General features: G+C 70.1%; 10 protein-coding genes. 4 read left to right on the forward strand and 6 right to left on the reverse strand.

All coding sequences use genetic code 11. The features are described from left to right. Positions 1–25: 25 nt before the first annotated feature. From WG212_RS10655 to WG212_RS10670, 4 genes are all read right to left on the reverse strand, one after another. Positions 26–463, reverse strand: a complete 438-nt coding sequence (locus WG212_RS10655) for a DUF1330 domain-containing protein (RefSeq protein ID WP_337187073.1) — start codon at positions 461–463, stop codon at positions 26–28. 285 nt (positions 464–748) lie between these two features. Then, the gene (locus WG212_RS10660) at positions 749–2,347 is read right to left on the reverse strand and encodes a hypothetical protein (RefSeq protein WP_337187074.1); all 1,599 of its coding nucleotides are present in this window, start codon (positions 2,345–2,347) and stop codon (positions 749–751) included. Continuing rightward, a complete protein-coding gene (locus tag WG212_RS10665; RefSeq protein ID WP_337187075.1) occupies positions 2,344–3,594 on the reverse strand; it encodes an aminotransferase class V-fold PLP-dependent enzyme in 1,251 nt (416 codons plus the stop codon). Before WG212_RS10665 ends, WG212_RS10660 begins: the two co-directional genes overlap by 4 nt. Before the next feature lie 98 nt (positions 3,595–3,692). Continuing rightward, positions 3,693–4,175, reverse strand: coding sequence for an Lrp/AsnC family transcriptional regulator (locus WG212_RS10670; RefSeq protein ID WP_337187076.1), 483 nt, complete (start codon positions 4,173–4,175; stop codon positions 3,693–3,695). Between the two features lie 286 nt (positions 4,176–4,461). Between WG212_RS10670 and WG212_RS10675 the strand changes: the two genes are divergently transcribed. The 3 genes from WG212_RS10675 (at position 4,462) to WG212_RS10685 (ending at position 9,493) form a co-directional block, all read left to right on the forward strand. Beyond that, positions 4,462–7,473: a TonB-dependent receptor gene (locus WG212_RS10675; protein ID WP_337187077.1), complete on the forward strand. Its 3,012-nt coding sequence runs from the start codon at positions 4,462–4,464 to the stop codon at positions 7,471–7,473. A 128-nt stretch (positions 7,474–7,601) separates the two neighbouring features. Further along, positions 7,602–8,561 carry an ornithine cyclodeaminase family protein gene (locus tag WG212_RS10680; protein WP_337187078.1) on the forward strand — a complete coding sequence of 320 codons (960 nt, stop codon included), beginning with the start codon at positions 7,602–7,604 and terminating at the stop codon, positions 8,559–8,561. Next, entirely contained in the window at positions 8,552–9,493 is a 942-nt protein-coding gene (locus WG212_RS10685) for an ornithine cyclodeaminase family protein (RefSeq protein WP_337187079.1), read from the forward strand. Before WG212_RS10680 ends, WG212_RS10685 begins: the two co-directional genes overlap by 10 nt. Positions 9,494–9,503: 10 nt before the next feature. On the opposite strand, the gene WG212_RS10690 is transcribed toward WG212_RS10685, so the two are convergent. After that, a complete protein-coding gene (locus tag WG212_RS10690) occupies positions 9,504–10,997 on the reverse strand; it encodes a peptidase S10 (RefSeq protein WP_337187080.1) in 1,494 nt (497 codons plus the stop codon). A gap of 145 nt (positions 10,998–11,142) precedes the next feature. Beyond that, complete coding sequence (locus WG212_RS10695; protein ID WP_337187081.1) at positions 11,143–12,654, reverse strand: hypothetical protein; 1,512 nt, start codon at positions 12,652–12,654, stop codon at positions 11,143–11,145. A 306-nt stretch (positions 12,655–12,960) separates the two neighbouring features. Between WG212_RS10695 and WG212_RS10700 the strand changes: the two genes are divergently transcribed. Next, a complete protein-coding gene (locus WG212_RS10700; protein WP_337187082.1) occupies positions 12,961–14,985 on the forward strand; it encodes an amidohydrolase family protein in 2,025 nt (674 codons plus the stop codon). Position 14,986 lies beyond the last annotated feature (1 nt).

Genomic DNA, 14,986 nt, shown 5'->3' on the forward strand with positions numbered 1-14,986 from the left:
GCCGAGCGGCGCGCGCCCCGCGCCTCTAGGGGGCTTCCGCGACGACCTCGTCGCGGACATGCGGCCGCGTGCGGATGTTCAGCTGGCCGGCGAGGCCGGCATGCCGATGGTGGGAGATGGCCTGCATGCCGGGGCATCGCATCATCTCGCTCATCGCGGCGAGAGACGGGTACTCGGCGAGCGCGATCATGTCCCAGAGCTCCCCCACCTCGCCGAGCAGGAGCCCGGTCACGGCGCCGGCGTACAGCGAACGACCGCCATACGAGGCCAGGAGCTTGCGCACCTCCACGGTGTAGCGTGCGTACGCCTCGGCGCCGGTGATGTGGGCGTCCGATCCGTCGGGGTACTCGGCGAAAGGCTTGAACTTCAGAAGGTTGACCATGACGAAGCGGCCGTCCTCCGGTCCGCTGAAGAACGCCTTGGCCTGCTCGCCGCCGGGCTGCACCGCGTTCGTCACCAGCATCACGCCACCTCATCGGGGTTCGAAGTCCCGCCGAGCCTTCCGGCTCAAAAGCGGAATCATAATTCTCATTTATAGGCCTGGATTGCCGTACGCATCAAGGCGTTGCGTCGAGATCGCGAGGTGAAGCTTCCCAGGTATGGCGCTCCAGAGCATGACATGGAGGCGTGCGGCGCGTCGCTTGCCGCGGCGGGGAAGGGCGCACAGGCCAAGCGCCGGGCTTGGCCGCCGGCAAGTCTCGCTACGGCTGGCCGCCACCGCCGGCCCTGGGTGGTGTCCTGGCCCGGCCTACCTCGACGCGGCCCGGATCAGCGTGCGGACGTCCTCGGCGAAGGCTTCGGCGGTGTCGCCCAGGTAGAGCATGTGGCCCGAAGCGTAGCGGCGCAGCATGATGCGGTCGGCGGGCAGGCCGGCCTGCTGGACCTCGTACTCGGCCGGCGCCGTGTGGGTGGCGAGGTCGTAGTAGCCCGAGGCCACAAGCACCCGCATCGTCTGGTTGCGCCGCATGGCGACGGTGAGGTCGGTGGCGAAGCTCTGGCCCGGCGGCACGCCCGTCCGGTTCCAGTTCCAGGCCGGCAGCAGGTCCTTCCAGACGATGGCGCCGTAGGGCCGTTCCATGCGGATCTTCAGGTCGTCGGCCGCCATCTGGTGGAAGGCGGCCACGAAGCCCGGGACATAGCGGCCCATGGCGGGATCGTCGCCCACCGGGTCATTGCCGCTGCCCGCCAGGGGCAGGGTGTAGCGGCTGTCGTAGACGCCCACCTGGAGGCCTTGGTCGGCCAGCAGCCGGCGCGAGAACTCGGCGTCGGACAGGCGCAGCGATTTCGCCCAGATTTCGGTGGGCAGGCCCGTGTATCCCGCCAGCCGGGTGGCGACCGCGTCGCGCTCGGCCGGAGGGAGCTGGCCGGCGCGGTCGCGCTTCAGCGCCTCGGCATAGTCGCCCTGGGCGAAGGCCAGCACCTCCTGGTGGAAGGCTTCCAGGCTGCGGCCCTGGCGGTCGATGCGCTGGTGATACCAGGCGGTGTCGGCCAGGGCGGGCAGTTGCAGCGCCTGGCGCATCTCGGTCCCGCCGGCCTCGCCGGAGGCTCCGCGGGCGCCCAGCGTGGTCCCCAGCAGCACGACGCCGTTCAGGGTGATGCCGCGCATCAGGCCCACATAGAGCGGCCCGCCCATCAGAGCTCGCGGCAGGACGGCGGCGCGGATCGAGCCGTAGCTCTCGCCCATCACGAACTTGGGCGAGCCCCAGCGGCCATGCTCGGTCAGCCACAGCTCGATGAACTGGGCCACGGTGTCGGCGTCTTCGTCGACCCCCCAGAAGTCGGCCGTCGTCCCCTTGCCGACCACCCGGGACCATCCCGTGCCCACGGGGTCGATGAACACCAGGTCCGCCACGTCCAGCACGCTGTAGGGGTTGTCGGCGACGCCGAAGGGCGGGGTGTTGGACGGGTTCACCTCGCGGTCCAGGACGACGCGGCGCGGGCCCACCACCCCCATGTGCAGCCATAGAGACGACGAGCCGGGTCCGCCGTTGAAGACGAACATGACCGGTCGCGTCGGATCGGGTGGCCCGTCCCTGAGGTAGGTGAACGAGAACAGCGAGCCGATCGGGTCGCCGGCGCGGTTGTAGAGGTAAGTCTCGCCGGCGATCGAGGTATAGGCGACCTTCTGGCCCTTCACGGCGATCGTGCGCTTGGCCGTGAACCGCTTCGGAGCCGGCAGCGGCTCGCTCGGGCCGGGCGGCGTGGGCCGCGACATCGGGATGGCGAAGGGACCGGCGGCCTGCGCCGGTGGCGGCTGCGGCGCGCCGGGCGCCTGCGCGAAGGCCGGCTGGGCGAAGGCCGGCTGCGCGGCCATTGCGACGGCTGCGAGGATCAGGGCCGTTTTCATGCAGGCGGGGCCTTGGGCAGGGCTTCGAGCAGCCGGTCGACGTCGTTCATGTCGTTGAACACCGAGAGCGAGACGCGGAAGCGGTGGGCGGAGACGGTCATTCGCACGCCGGCCTCGGCCAGCGGCCCGGCCAGCCTGGCGCGGGCGTCCTTCAGGGCGAAGGCGACCAGGGGCGTGCGGCTGCCCTCGGGCGTGAGCGGCCGGTAGCCGCGCCGGCGCAATTCACCCTGGATGGCGTCGGCCATGGGCTGGCGCCAGGCCTGGATCGCCGGCACGGTCAGCTCGTGGATGAAGCCCAGGCTGTGTTCGAGCTGGACCACGCCTGTCCATGACGTCGTGCCCATGGCGAACTTGCCCGCCGCGCCCCTGGCGTATCCGTACTCGGCCGGGAGGTCGCCCGGAGGATCGAAGGGATAGAGGTGCGTCTGGAAGCGGCCGCCGACCTGATGATAGCCCCACCACGGCCGCTCGACGCGATCCTGGATCTCGCGGCGCACATAGAGGAACGCGAGCCCGAAATCGCCCATCAGCCATTTGTACGAAGAGCAGGCCGCGAAATCGACGCCGGTCGCCCGAAGGTCCAGCGGCGTCGAGCCGGCGCCGTGGACGATGTCGGCGTAGACCAGGGCGCCGTGGGCGTGGGCGATGTCGCACACCCGCTTCAGGTCGTGCTCGAAGCCGTTGACGGTCGAGACATGGCTCAAGGCGACGAGACGGGTCCGGCCGTTCACCGCGGCCTCCAGCGCCGACATCTCGATACGGCCATCCGGTGTCATGGGCAGGGTGACGACGTCCATCCCGGCCTTGGCCAGCTCCCCGTAGGTGTAGAACGAGCCGAAGAAGTGCAGGGCGTCGGTCACGATCCGCCCGCCGCCCCGAGGCACGCCCAGCGACGCCAGGACGAGGTTCTCGCCCATGGTCGTGGACTGGACGATGCAGAGTTCGTCGGGGGCGGCGCCCACGAGCGCGCCAAAGGCTTCGACCACCGCGCGTTCCTTGGCGCCCATGTCGTAACCTGGCCAGGGGCCGTCGCGGGTCTTGAAGCGCAGATAGTCCTCCAGCGCCGCTTTCGCGCCGAGGGGCATCGGATGGGTGGAGCCGGCGTCCAGATAGACATAGGGCATCTTCGCGAACGCGGCCTTCGCGGGCAGCAATCTCGTGGTTCCCGAGAGGACTCCCGAGGCGGCGTGCGCGGTCGCTGGGGCCGCGGCGGCGCCGGCGACCAGGGCTCTGCGGGTGACGTCCATCGGGGCTCCTTGCCGAGCGCAGGCTAGCCGGGGGTGGCCGAATTATCCTTCCGAAGTTGAAGTCCGGCGTCGTTGGAGGCGAATGATTTATCCAACCGTCACCGGAACTGACGGGCGGTCAGCGGCACCGCCATCGTGCTCTTCTGGGCCGAGAGGGTCACGATGGAACGAACGTCCACGACGCCCGGCAGCTTCAGCAGCACCGAGAAGATGAAATCCTGATACCAGGTCACGTCCGGCGCCAGGATCTTCATCATGGCGTCCATCTCGCCGAAGACGGTCCAGCATTCGAGGATTTCGGGTATGCTGTTGATCGCTCGGTAGAATTGAGCGCGCTCCTGTTCGGTGAGAGTGGTCATCTTCACCTGGGCGAAGATCTGCATCTTGAAGCCCAGCTTCTCCTGGTCGACCACAGCCACCACCGCCTTGATGTAGCCTTCCTCCCGCAGGCGCTGGATGCGCCGCCAGCACGGCGATTGTGACAGGCCCACCCGCTCGGCGAGTTCGCCGGTCGAGAGTGAGGCGTCCCGCTGCATGATCTCCAGAATCTTGATGTCGATGGCGTCGAGGGCCGCAGGCATAGAAATCTCCCCACAGGATGATCGTGTGCATAGCGGTTGCGTGTCTGGATACTGTCAAGGCAGAGACGCGTCGCGCCTTCGCGATTTGCGGGCCGCACCAGGAAATGCATTGGGCATGCGCGCTCCTTGCGCAGCCTGCATGATCAATCTGTGTCAGCCGGACTACGGTTCCAAGAACGAAAAGAAAAACCGGCCGGCGGGCCCTACCGTCCGAAGAGGGCAGGGGTCCGGCTGAGGACACGCGTAAACGCGGCTTCGGCGCTCACGTCACACCTGGGGGAACAGGATGAGCGGCAATTCCATTCGCGGGCGGATGCTGGCGTCGACGGTGCTCGGCGGGCTGATGCTGATCGGCGCCGAACCGGCCCTGGCGCAGGCGTCGGGGACCCAGGCGTCGGGGACCCAGGCGGGCGTTTCCGAGGTCGGCGAGATCGTCGTCACCGGCTCGCGGATCCGTCGCGCCGAGACCACCACCGACGCGCCGGTCACGATCCTGGACGCCCAGACCCTGACCGACCGGGGCTTCATCCAGGCGGGGCAGGCGATCAACGAGCTGACCTCCAACATGCCCCAGTTCTCGATGGCGGCCGGCAGCGGCTCGGCGGCGGGCAACGGGCAGCAATTCCCCAACCTCTTCGGCCTCGGCGCCGGGCGCACCCTGACGCTGGTGAACGGCCGCCGTTTCGTGACCACCTCGGCCGGCGCCGGCGCGGGGGCCGGCGCGGGCGAGCGCGTGGTCGACACGAACACCATTCCCACGGGGCTGATCCAGCGGGTGGACATCGTCCAGGCCGGCGGCGCGGCCGTCTATGGTTCGGACGCCATCGCCGGGGTGGTGAACTACATCCTGAAGCAGGACTTCGAGGGCCTGGAGCTCGACGCCCAGTACGGCATCAGCTCGCGCGACGACTATCCGCAGTACAGCATGCGCGCGACCGCGGGCCGGAATTTCCTCGACGATCGCGCGAATGTCGCCGTGAACGCGGAATGGTCCAAGACGCGGCCGCTCTACGACTACGACCGCCCGCGCTCGAACCTGGGCCGGGTCACGATCTCGAACCCGCGCAACACCGGGCCGGCCGACGGCATCCCCGGCGTGACCGAGAACCTCAACACCCGGTTCGTCAGCTTCAACGCCAACGGCGTGCTGTTCAATCCGGGCCCGCCCTTCGCCAGTTCGATCTACCGCGTGAACGGCGTGCCGCAGCAGTTCAACGCGGCCGGCACGGGGCTCATCCCCTACGATATCGGCAATCTGCTGAACAACGCCGTTCCGCCCTTCACCAGCGGCGGCGACGGCAACCCCTATCAGGAACTGGCCGCGCTCTATGCCGGCGTCGAGCGCTGGAGCGGCACGCTCATCGGCCACTACGACATCACCGACCGCATCAAGCTGTCGGGTGAGCTGCTGTTCGCCCGCGTCGAGACGCGCGACCCCTATGGCAATCAGGCCAGCAACACCGTCCTGAACAACGCGGCCAGCGGCGCGGGCGCCATCTCGATCTCGCGCACCAACCCGTACCTTTCGCCAGCGGTTCTCGCGGTGATCGGCCCGGCCGGCGCGCCGCTGACGCTGTCCAAGTGGTGGAGCGATCTGCTGCCCACGCGCGAGCAGAACTACCAGACCGATACGGTCCGCGCCCTGGTCTCGCTGGACGGGGACTTCGACCTGGGCGAGCGCAACTTCTACTGGAGCCTCTCGTTCAGCCACGCCGAGACCGACGGCAAGATCCGCGGCTATGGCGTCTACACGTCGCGCTTCAACAACGCGATCAACGCGGTGCGAAACGCCCAGGGCCAGATCGTCTGCGGCATCAACGCCGATGCGACGACGGCGAACGACGATCCAGCCTGCGCTCCGATCAATCCGTTCGGCGTCGGCAACGTGAGCCCGGAGGCGCGCCTCTACGCCACGACCCAGACCGGCCAGGACTACCTCAACACCCAGGACGATTTCCTCGCCACCTTCGGCGGCGACCTCTTCACCCTGCCGGCGGGCAAGGTGAAGTTCAGCGCGGCCTACGAGCACCGCGAGGAAAAAGCCAAGTTCGTGCCCCTGGAGTCCCTTCAGCGCGGCTTGACGGGATCGCAGGTCCCCACCGTGGCCAGCGGCGGCGCCTACAACACCGACGAGCTGTCGGGCGAACTGCTGGTGCCGGTGCTGGGCGGTGACTTCTCGCTGCCCTTCGCCCGCTCGGTCGAGCTCAACGGCGCCTATCGCTACGTCGACAACTCGATCGCGGGCAAGGAAGACGTCTGGGGCGTGGGCGGTCGCTGGGAGGTCGTCCAGGGCTTCACGGTGCGGGCCTCGCGCAGCCGCAACTTCCGTGCGCCCAACCTGGACCAACTCTTCGCGCCCCAACGCACCGCCCTGGGCAACTCGGGCAACGACCCCTGCGACGCCGACCGGATCGCCGGCGGCCCCAACCCGGCCGTCCGCCTGGCGAACTGTCAGGCGCTGTTCGCGGCCAACCCGGGCTACGGCCCGCTGGCCACCTTCCAGAACCAGTCCGAGAACTTCTCGCGCGCCCTCATCACCTCGGGCGGCAACCCCGATCTGCGCAACGAGATCTCCAAGACCTGGACCTACGGCTTCGTGTTCCAGCCCACCTTCATCCCGGGACTGACCATCGTCGCCGACCGGGTCGAGGTCGACCTGAAGGATGGCCTGTCGTCCTTCACGCCGCAGAGCTTCATGGCCACCTGCTACGACAGCACGCCGCAGCCGGCCGACATCTGCGCCACCTTCACCCGCGACGCCGAAGGCAACACCGCCACGGCGCGCTCGACGACCTTCAACGCCGGCCGGATCACGTTCCGGGGCGAGGTGTACAACATCAACTACACCTTCCCGATCGGCCGCTACTTCGATGATCGGGACCTGGGCGAGCTGGAACTGAACCTCGAGGCCACCCGGATCGAGAAGTACGAGATCTCGGTGACGGGCGTGGACCGCACGCGGGTCGACAACACCTCGTCCACGACGGATTTCGGCCCGTCGCCCGACCTGTCGATGCGGCTGGATGCGCGCTACCGCAAGGGACCGTTCCGCTTCAGCTACTCGATGAACTACCTGTCGCCGGTGAAGCTGACCTACACCTCGACGATCGAGGACACCCCGACGCCGACGGTCAAGGAGAACTTCCGGCACAACGTGTCGGCCGCCTACGACTATCTCAACTACACCCTGCGCATCGGCGTCACGAACCTGACGGACGAGGAGCCCTCGTTCCCGACACGGACCTACGGCGATATCCTCGGCCGGCGGTACTTCGTGGGCCTTCGCGCCAGCTTCTGAATCGCGCGGCCTTCCCCCGGATCGCGCAGAGACGGCGACGACGCACCCCCACGCGTCGTCGCCGTTCCCGTTTTCCGCTGGGGCGGAGAAGGGGTGGAGAAGGGGCGGATATCGCCGGAGGGTTCGATATGGTCGCCAGCATCGCAGGTCTGAGCGTCTTCGACGCCGCCGCCGTGCGGGAGAGGCTGACCTACGGGGCGGCTATTCCGCGGGTGCGCGAGGCGATGATCGCGCTTTCGGACGGCCGCGCCCGCCAGCTTCTGCGCAGTTTCATCGGCCTGGGCGAAGGGCGCACGTTCGCCATCATGCCGGCCGCCCTTTCCGAGCGCGAGGCGTTCGGCGCCAAGCTGGTGAGCGTGTTCCACGACGGCCAGGGCCGGAAGGCCCACGAAGGCCTGGTCGTGCTCTTCGATGGCGGATCGGGCGCACCTGTGGCCCTGGCCGACGCCGGCGAGGTCACGGCGATCCGCACCGCCGCCGCCAGCGCGGTCGCGACCGACGCCCTGGCCCGGAAGGATGCGCGGGTCCTCGCGATCGTCGGGACCGGCCGGCAGGCCGAGGCCCACATCGCCGCCCTGCGCCAGGTGCGCGACTTCGACGAGGTGCGGGTCTGGGGCCGCGATCCGGCGCGGACGGCGGCCTTCGCCCAGGCTCACGGCCTGGCCCATGATCCGGCGGCCGGCGACCTGCCCGGCGTGCTGGCCGGCGCCGACGTGGTGTGCACGGTCACCGCGTCCGTGGACCCGGTCGTCCGGGGCGAATGGATATCGCCGGGCGCCCACGTGAACGTCGTGGGCTCCAGCGGGCCGGGCCAGGCCGAGATCGACGCCGCCCTGGTGGCGCGGGCGCGCTTTCTCGTGGACCACAGGGAGCACGTCCTGGCCCACGGCGGCGAGTTCCTGCGCGCCAAGGCGGCGGGCCTGGTCGGCGACGACCACATCGCGGGCGAAATCGGCGAGGTGCTGACCGGGAAGATCGCCGGTCGTGCGTCAGATTCGGACGTGACGATCTACAAGTCCCTGGGCCACGCGGTCCAGGACCTGGCGGTCGTGGCCTGGCTGCACGAAAGGACCCTGGAATGCGCGTGATCGATCGCGAGGAGGTCGCGCGGAAACTGACCTACGAGGTCTGCATCCCGCTGGTCCGCCAGGCCATGATCGCCTTCTCGCGCGGCGAGACGCGGCAACTGCTGCGCGCGATCATCCCCCTGGCCGACGGTAGGATGTTCGGGATCATGCCGGGCGCGCTGGGCGAGCGGGCGGTGTTCGGCGCCAAGCTCATCAGCGTCTTTCCCGACAATTTCGCCAGGGGGATGCAGTCGCACCAGGGCGTGGTGGTCCTGTTCGACGGCGAGACCGGCGCGCCCGTCTGCGTGGCGCACGCCGGCGAGATCACGGCCATCCGCACCGCTGCGGCCAGCGCCGTGGCCACCGACGCCCTGGCGCGGCCCGCGGCCTCGCGACTGGCGGTGCTGGGCTACGGCGAGCAGGCGGCCACCCACATCCGGGCGATCGGGCGGGTGCGGCGGCTGTCGCGCGTGTCGGTCTGGGGCCGCGATCCCGGCCGGGCGGCCGCCTTCGCCGAGCGCATGGGCGCCGAGACGGGGATCGCCACCGTGGCCGCCAAGGACGCCGAGGCCTGCGTCGCCGAGGCCGAGATCGTCTGCACGGTCACCAACGCCCGGGAGCCGATCCTGCTGGGCCGCTGGATCACGCCGGGCGCGCACCTGAACCTGGTGGGCTCGAGCTACGCCGGCCCGACCGAGGTGGACCACGACGTGGTCACCGTCTCGCGCTTCGTCGCCGACAGCCGTGAGGGCGTGCTGGCCCAGGGGGCGGAGTTCCTGAAGGCCCGGGAAGCCGGGCTCGTCGGCGACGATCACGTCGTGGGCGAGATCGGACAGGTGCTGGCCGGCGACATCCCCGGCCGCCAGTCGCCCGACCAGATCACCGTCTACAAGTCCCTGGGCCACGTGGTGCAGGACCTGGCGGCGGCGAAGGCGCTGTACGAGGCGGGTTAGGGGCCGGGCGCTACCGTCCGCTCACCAGCGCGCGGATGTCGTCGCTGAACTGCACGCGCACCGGCGTCTCGCGGTACATCATGTGGCCGCCGGGATAGCAGCGGAACGACATGGCGGCCTTGAGGGCGGGCGGCAGGCGCCGCGCGGTTTCGTCGTCGCCGGCGCAGTTGGCGAGCGAGTCGTAGAGGCCCGAGGCCACCAGCACCTTCAGCTTCGGATCGAGCGCGACGGCTTCGGCCGTGGCCGGCAGCGGCGGCCCCAGCTTGGGCGGCCCGGCGCCGGTGCGCACCGCCTCGGCGATAGCGGCCTGGCGTTCCTCGGGCGTGACGGGGCCGGTGGCGTAGTCCCAGCGCGCGCCGACGGTCTGAGGCGCTGTGCCGTCGGGGAAGTAACCGTCGGCCAGGGCTTCGAGGCCCACATAGGGCAGGTCGGTGCGGTAGCCGAGATCGCCCCGCAGATAGGCCAGGATGGCGCCGCGCGCGGAGGCCCTGGGTTCGTCGGCGATCCGCATGTCGAAGACGTTCAGCATCCTGCCGGGGACCAGCTCGGTGCGGAACTGGCGCGGCGTGATCGTCAGGGTCTTGCGGTCGATCCGTTCGGCGGGAAGGCCGGTCAGCCGCGACAGGCCGGCGGCGATCGTCTCCCGCTCTTCCGGCGTCAGGCTGTCGCGCCGGGCCAGCGCCGGGCCGTAGACGTCGTGCGCCCAGGCCTCGGCGGCCCGGCGCACGGCCTCGGGCGTCGCGCCCACGTCGGGGGCCAGCCGGCCGTGGTGGAGCGCGGTCGCCGCATAGCCCGCGATCCGCAGGTGGGTGACCGGCGCGTCGTCGCCCAGCCGCGAGAGGCCGGTCCCGCCTGAGATCAGGCCCAGGCCCGCGACGGGAATCCCGCGCGTCATGAGCGCGTGGCCGACATTGGCCGCGCGGCCGGCGCCCCAGCTCTCGCCGATCAGGTAGAGCGGCTGGGCCTCTGCGCCGTGCAGCAGGCGCCAGGACCGGACGAACTCGGTCACCGAGGCCACGTCGCCGAGCGTGCCGTAGAAGGCCTGCGCGTCCTCGGCCGCGGCCGGGCGGCTGAAGCCCGTGCCGATGGGGTCCACGAAGACGAGGTCGGCGTGGGTGAGCCAGGTCTCGGCGTTGTCGACCAGGCGGCCGTCCTCGCCGCGCTTCGGCCCCGCCACCTCGAAGTGCAGCGTCGCCGAATTCGCGCCCGGCCCGCCGTTCCAGACGAAGGCCAGGGGCCGCGGCTTGCCAGAAGGCGGCTTACCGGGCGAGGGGACGCGGTAGGCGATGTAGAACATGAACCCGCGCGGCTGGCCGGTCTCGGCGTCGCGGATGGCGATCCTGCCCGTCTCGGCCTCGTAGCGCAGCGGCTTGCCGCCGATGCGGATCTCGTGCCGCGTGACGACGGGCGCCTCGGCGGCGGGCAGCGCGGCTGCGGACGTTGCGGTCAGGGCCAGGATGAAGGCCGTGGCGGCGGCGCGCCAGAGGCGCGGTATTTCGGACATGAACACCACAAAGGTCACGGAGGGGCGCGCACTCTCGAGAACCTTGGCGTCTTGGCGGTCTTCGTGACCTTTGTGGTCTTCGTGTTTCCCCGGGGGCGCCGACGCGCCGCCGGCGGGTCTGGGACGCAAGCCGCGCATCTTCATCCTACTGCGGCGCTCCACCGGTCACCCAGGCGCGGATGTCGGCGTTGAAGGCCTTCAGCGTGGGCTCGTGGGTGTAGGCCATGTGGCCGCCTTCATACTGGCGCTGGAACACCCGGTCGCGCGGCCAGTCGCTCTTGGTCACCATGTAGCGGGCGGGGCCGACGGTGGTGGTCAGGTCGTAGACGCCCGTGCCGATCATCAGGCGGAACTTCGGATTGGCCCGGAAGGCTGGACCGATGCGCGCCTGATAGTCGTAGTCGAGGAAGGGGCCGCCAGGCCCCAGCGTGCCGTTCCACGCCCAGCCCGAGGTTCCGGGCGCGCCGCTGCGGTAGTCGTCGGGCGAGCGGGCGACGCCCAGGTTCTGCCGGTAGTGGGCCAGCATGGCCGGCCGGGTGAGGCCGATGACCGGGCCGAAGGGGTCCTGGGGCCGCTGGCCCGCCGCGGGCGCAGGGCCGGCGTAGCGCGCATCATACATGCCGAGGAGCTGGTCTTCGCCCTTCAGCAACTCGCGCAGGAAGGCGATCTTGGTGATCTGCAGGTCGTTGGCCAGGTAGTAGTCGGCGCCGATTCCCGTCATCGCCTGGAGCTTGTCCGCCACCGCCCTTCGCTCGGTGGCCGGCAGGTCGTGGCCGCGGAGCAGGGCCTGAAGGTACTCGCCCATCCCCCAGGCGTAGGACTCGTCGATCACCGCCTCGATCGGCCTGCCTTTCCAGGCCGGCGCGCGGCCGTGGTAGGCGGCGACGGCGGCCAGCGACGTGAGGTTGGTGGCGTAGGCCAGGACGTTCTTCGCCCGCTGGCTGGTCTCGATCATGTTGACCGCCTGACCGAAGAGGAACACACCCTCCAGCGGCATGACGCCCGCCAACTGGCCGGCCATGAGGGCGGCGCGCAACGTGCCGTAGCTCTCGCCCAGCACGTACTTTGGCGAGGCCTCGCGGCCGTTGGCCCGGCACCAGGCGATCACGAAGTCCGAGACCGACTGGGCGTCGCCCTCGACCGAATAGAAGTAATCCCGTTTCCCGGCCGGCAGCACCCGCGACCAGCCGGTCTCGGCCGGGTCGATCAGGACGATATCCGCCACGTCCAGCACGGTCTCGGTGTTGTCCACCAGTTCGAGGCCGAGCGTCGGCGCCTTGGGATCCTGGGCGACGCGGTAGCGCTTGGGGCCCAGGGCCAGCATGTGCAGGGTGGCCGACGACGAGCTTGGTCCGCCGTTGAAGGTGAACAGAACCGGCCGCTTCGAGGGGTCGATTTTCTCGGCGACATAGGACGTGGTCACGAACCGCGCCGTGGGCTGGCCATCGGCGCCAGTGATCAGGGTCTCGCCGACAGTGGCCGCGTAGGCGACCTTGCGGCCGTTGAAGACGCCAGAGCGCCGCGTCACCACCGGCGCCGTGGCCGGCGCCTGGGCCACCGTCGGCTGGGGGAGGGCCGTCGGCTGGGCGAGGGCCGGGCCGGCCGCCGCGGCCACGGCGCCCGCCGCCAGAAGGTCGCGCTTGGTGAGGCCCGCCATCGTCGTCTCTCCTGTGAGCCCGGGCTGCGGGATCGCGCCCCCTCCATCCCCTGGAAGGCCGAGACGGAGGGGGCGCGGCATTCGAGCCCGGCATGTGACCCGAACAGGCTAGCGAGGCCTTGGCGGATTTTCATTGCGTTATGGGCCAGAGCCGCAAGCGGCGGAGAATAGGCTATGTTGCAGCCGCGCTGGCGCTGCATTGAACCTGTCGCACTTCCGCGAGCTTTCCAGCAGATCGAATAGAAATACCGTCGCCCCGAGGTACGATGTTGCAAGCTCGACCTGATCGATCCCTGGGGTGACCGCATGCCGATCCGCGCCGCTTTCGTCCTGGCCGCGCTGGCCCTCGCCACGGCTCAGCCCGCGGCCGCGGCGACGCAGAGGTTCACCGTCCTGGCCAACGGCGAGAAGGTCGGCCACCTGGTCGCCGAGCACGCGGGACGTACCGCCTCGGTCGACTACGCCGTCGACAACAACGGCCGCGGGCCGAAGGCGAAGGAGCAGATCCGCTTCGACGCGGCCGGCATGCCGGTCTCGTGGACCATCGAGGGCAGCTCGCTGTTCGGCAGCCTGGTCAGCGAGCGCTTCACCTGGGCCGACGGCCAGGCCGAATGGACGAGCCAGGCGGACCAGGGCCGCCAGCCCGCGGCCAAGCCTGTCCTCTACGTCGGCAACGACGTCAGCCCCTGGATGCTGGGCGTCTACGTGAAGGCGCTCCTGAAGGCGCCCGGCCGCACCCTGCCGGTCCTGCCCGCGGGCGGCATGAAGCTCACCGAGGTGCGCAAGATCACCGTCGGTGAAGGCAAGGCGGCGGTCCCGCTCACGGTCTACGAACTGGCCGGCATCGACCTCAGCCCCGACTACGTGCTGGTGGATTCCAAGGGCGAGCTGTTCGGCGTGGGCGGCGGCCGGCTGATCCGCGAGGGCTACGAGGCCCACGCCCCGCAGCTCGAGGCCATGCAGCGCGAGATCTCCATCCAGCGCGCCGAGGACGCCGCGCGGAAGCTGGCCCATCGCTTCGACGGGCCGGTGCGCATCCGCAACGTGCGCATCTACGACCCCGAGACCCTGACCGTAGGCGCGCCGTCCGAGGTGGTGGTCTTCCGCGACCGCATCGCCGGCGTGGCCCCGATGGGCGCCGCGACGCCCGTCCGCGCCGGCGAGACGCTGATCGACGGGCAGGGCGGCGTGCTGATGCCGGGCCTGCACGACATGCACGCCCATTCCAGCTTCTCGTCCAACCTGTTCAACCTGGCGGCCGGCGTCACCGCCGTGCGCGACCAGGGCAACGACAACGACGCCCTGCTGGCGATGATGGAGGGCCTGCGGACCGGCCGCCTGATCGGCCCGCGGATCGTGCGCAACGGCTTCCTGGAGGGCCGCAGTCCGTTCTCGGCCCGCAACGGCCGCATCGCCGACAGCCTGCCCCAGGCGCTGGACCACGTGCGCTGGTACGCCGACCACGGCTACTGGCAGGTCAAGATCTACAACAGCTTCAATCCCGACTGGGTCGCCCCCGTCGCGGCCGAGGCCAAGCGCCTGGGCCTGGGCGTGAGCGGCCACGTGCCGGCCTTCTCCTCGCCCGACCGGGTGATCCGCGACGGCTACGACGACATCGCCCACATCAACCAGCTCATGCTGGGCTGGATCCTGGACCCGAAGGAGGACACGCGCACCCCGCTGCGCCTGACCGGCATGGCCCGGGGCAAGGACCTGGACCTCAAGTCCGAGCGCGTGCAGGCGACCGTGCGGCTGATGAAGGAGCGAGGGACCGCGCTGGACACCACCGCCATGATCCTGGAGCGCCTGATGCTGTCGCGGTCGGGCCAGGTGCAGGCGGGCGACGCGCCCTATCTCGACCACGCGCCGATCGGCTACCAGCGCTATCGCAAGCGCAGCTTCGTGACGATCAACACGCCCCAGGACGACGCCGACTACCAGGCCGGGTTCCGGAAGGTGCTGGAGGTGGTGAAGATGCTGGACGACGCCGGGATCCAGCTCCTGCCCGGCACCGACGACGGCACGGGCTTCTCCTCGCACCGCGAGATGGAGCTCTACGTCCAGGCCGGCATCCCGGCGGCCAGGGCGCTGCGCATCGGCACCCTGGACGCCGAGCGCTACTTCGGGCGCGACCACGAGCTGGGCGCGATCCAGCGCGGCAAGCTGGCCGACGTCATCCTGCTGGACGGCGATCCCACGGCCGACATCCGCAACATCCGCAAGGTGCGGATGACCATGGTGGGCGGCGTGGCCTTCTATCCGGCCGAGATCTACGAGCACCTGTCGGTGAAGCCGTTCGCCCCGCCGCCGCCCGTCTCGAAGGCGCCGTGAA

Source organism: Phenylobacterium sp. (assembly GCF_037189685.1).
In the GTDB taxonomy this organism is placed as follows: Bacteria; Pseudomonadota; Alphaproteobacteria; order Caulobacterales; family Caulobacteraceae; genus Phenylobacterium.

Bases quoted from the DNA above. Each gene is read 5' to 3' on its own strand.
- WG212_RS10655 (WP_337187073.1), bottom strand. From the start codon at position 463: ATGCTGGTGACGAACGCGGTGCAGCCCGGCGGCGAGCAGGCCAAGGCG.
- WG212_RS10660 (WP_337187074.1), bottom strand. From the start codon at position 2,347: ATGAAAACGGCCCTGATCCTCGCAGCCGTCGCAATGGCCGCGCAGCCG.
- WG212_RS10665 (WP_337187075.1), bottom strand. From the start codon at position 3,594: ATGGACGTCACCCGCAGAGCCCTGGTCGCCGGCGCCGCCGCGGCCCCA.
- WG212_RS10670 (WP_337187076.1), bottom strand. From the start codon at position 4,175: ATGCCTGCGGCCCTCGACGCCATCGACATCAAGATTCTGGAGATCATG.
- WG212_RS10675 (WP_337187077.1), top strand. From the start codon at position 4,462: ATGAGCGGCAATTCCATTCGCGGGCGGATGCTGGCGTCGACGGTGCTC.
- WG212_RS10680 (WP_337187078.1), top strand. From the start codon at position 7,602: ATGGTCGCCAGCATCGCAGGTCTGAGCGTCTTCGACGCCGCCGCCGTG.
- WG212_RS10685 (WP_337187079.1), top strand. From the start codon at position 8,552: ATGCGCGTGATCGATCGCGAGGAGGTCGCGCGGAAACTGACCTACGAG.
- WG212_RS10690 (WP_337187080.1), bottom strand. From the start codon at position 10,997: ATGTCCGAAATACCGCGCCTCTGGCGCGCCGCCGCCACGGCCTTCATC.
- WG212_RS10695 (WP_337187081.1), bottom strand. From the start codon at position 12,654: ATGGCGGGCCTCACCAAGCGCGACCTTCTGGCGGCGGGCGCCGTGGCC.
- WG212_RS10700 (WP_337187082.1), top strand. From the start codon at position 12,961: ATGCCGATCCGCGCCGCTTTCGTCCTGGCCGCGCTGGCCCTCGCCACG.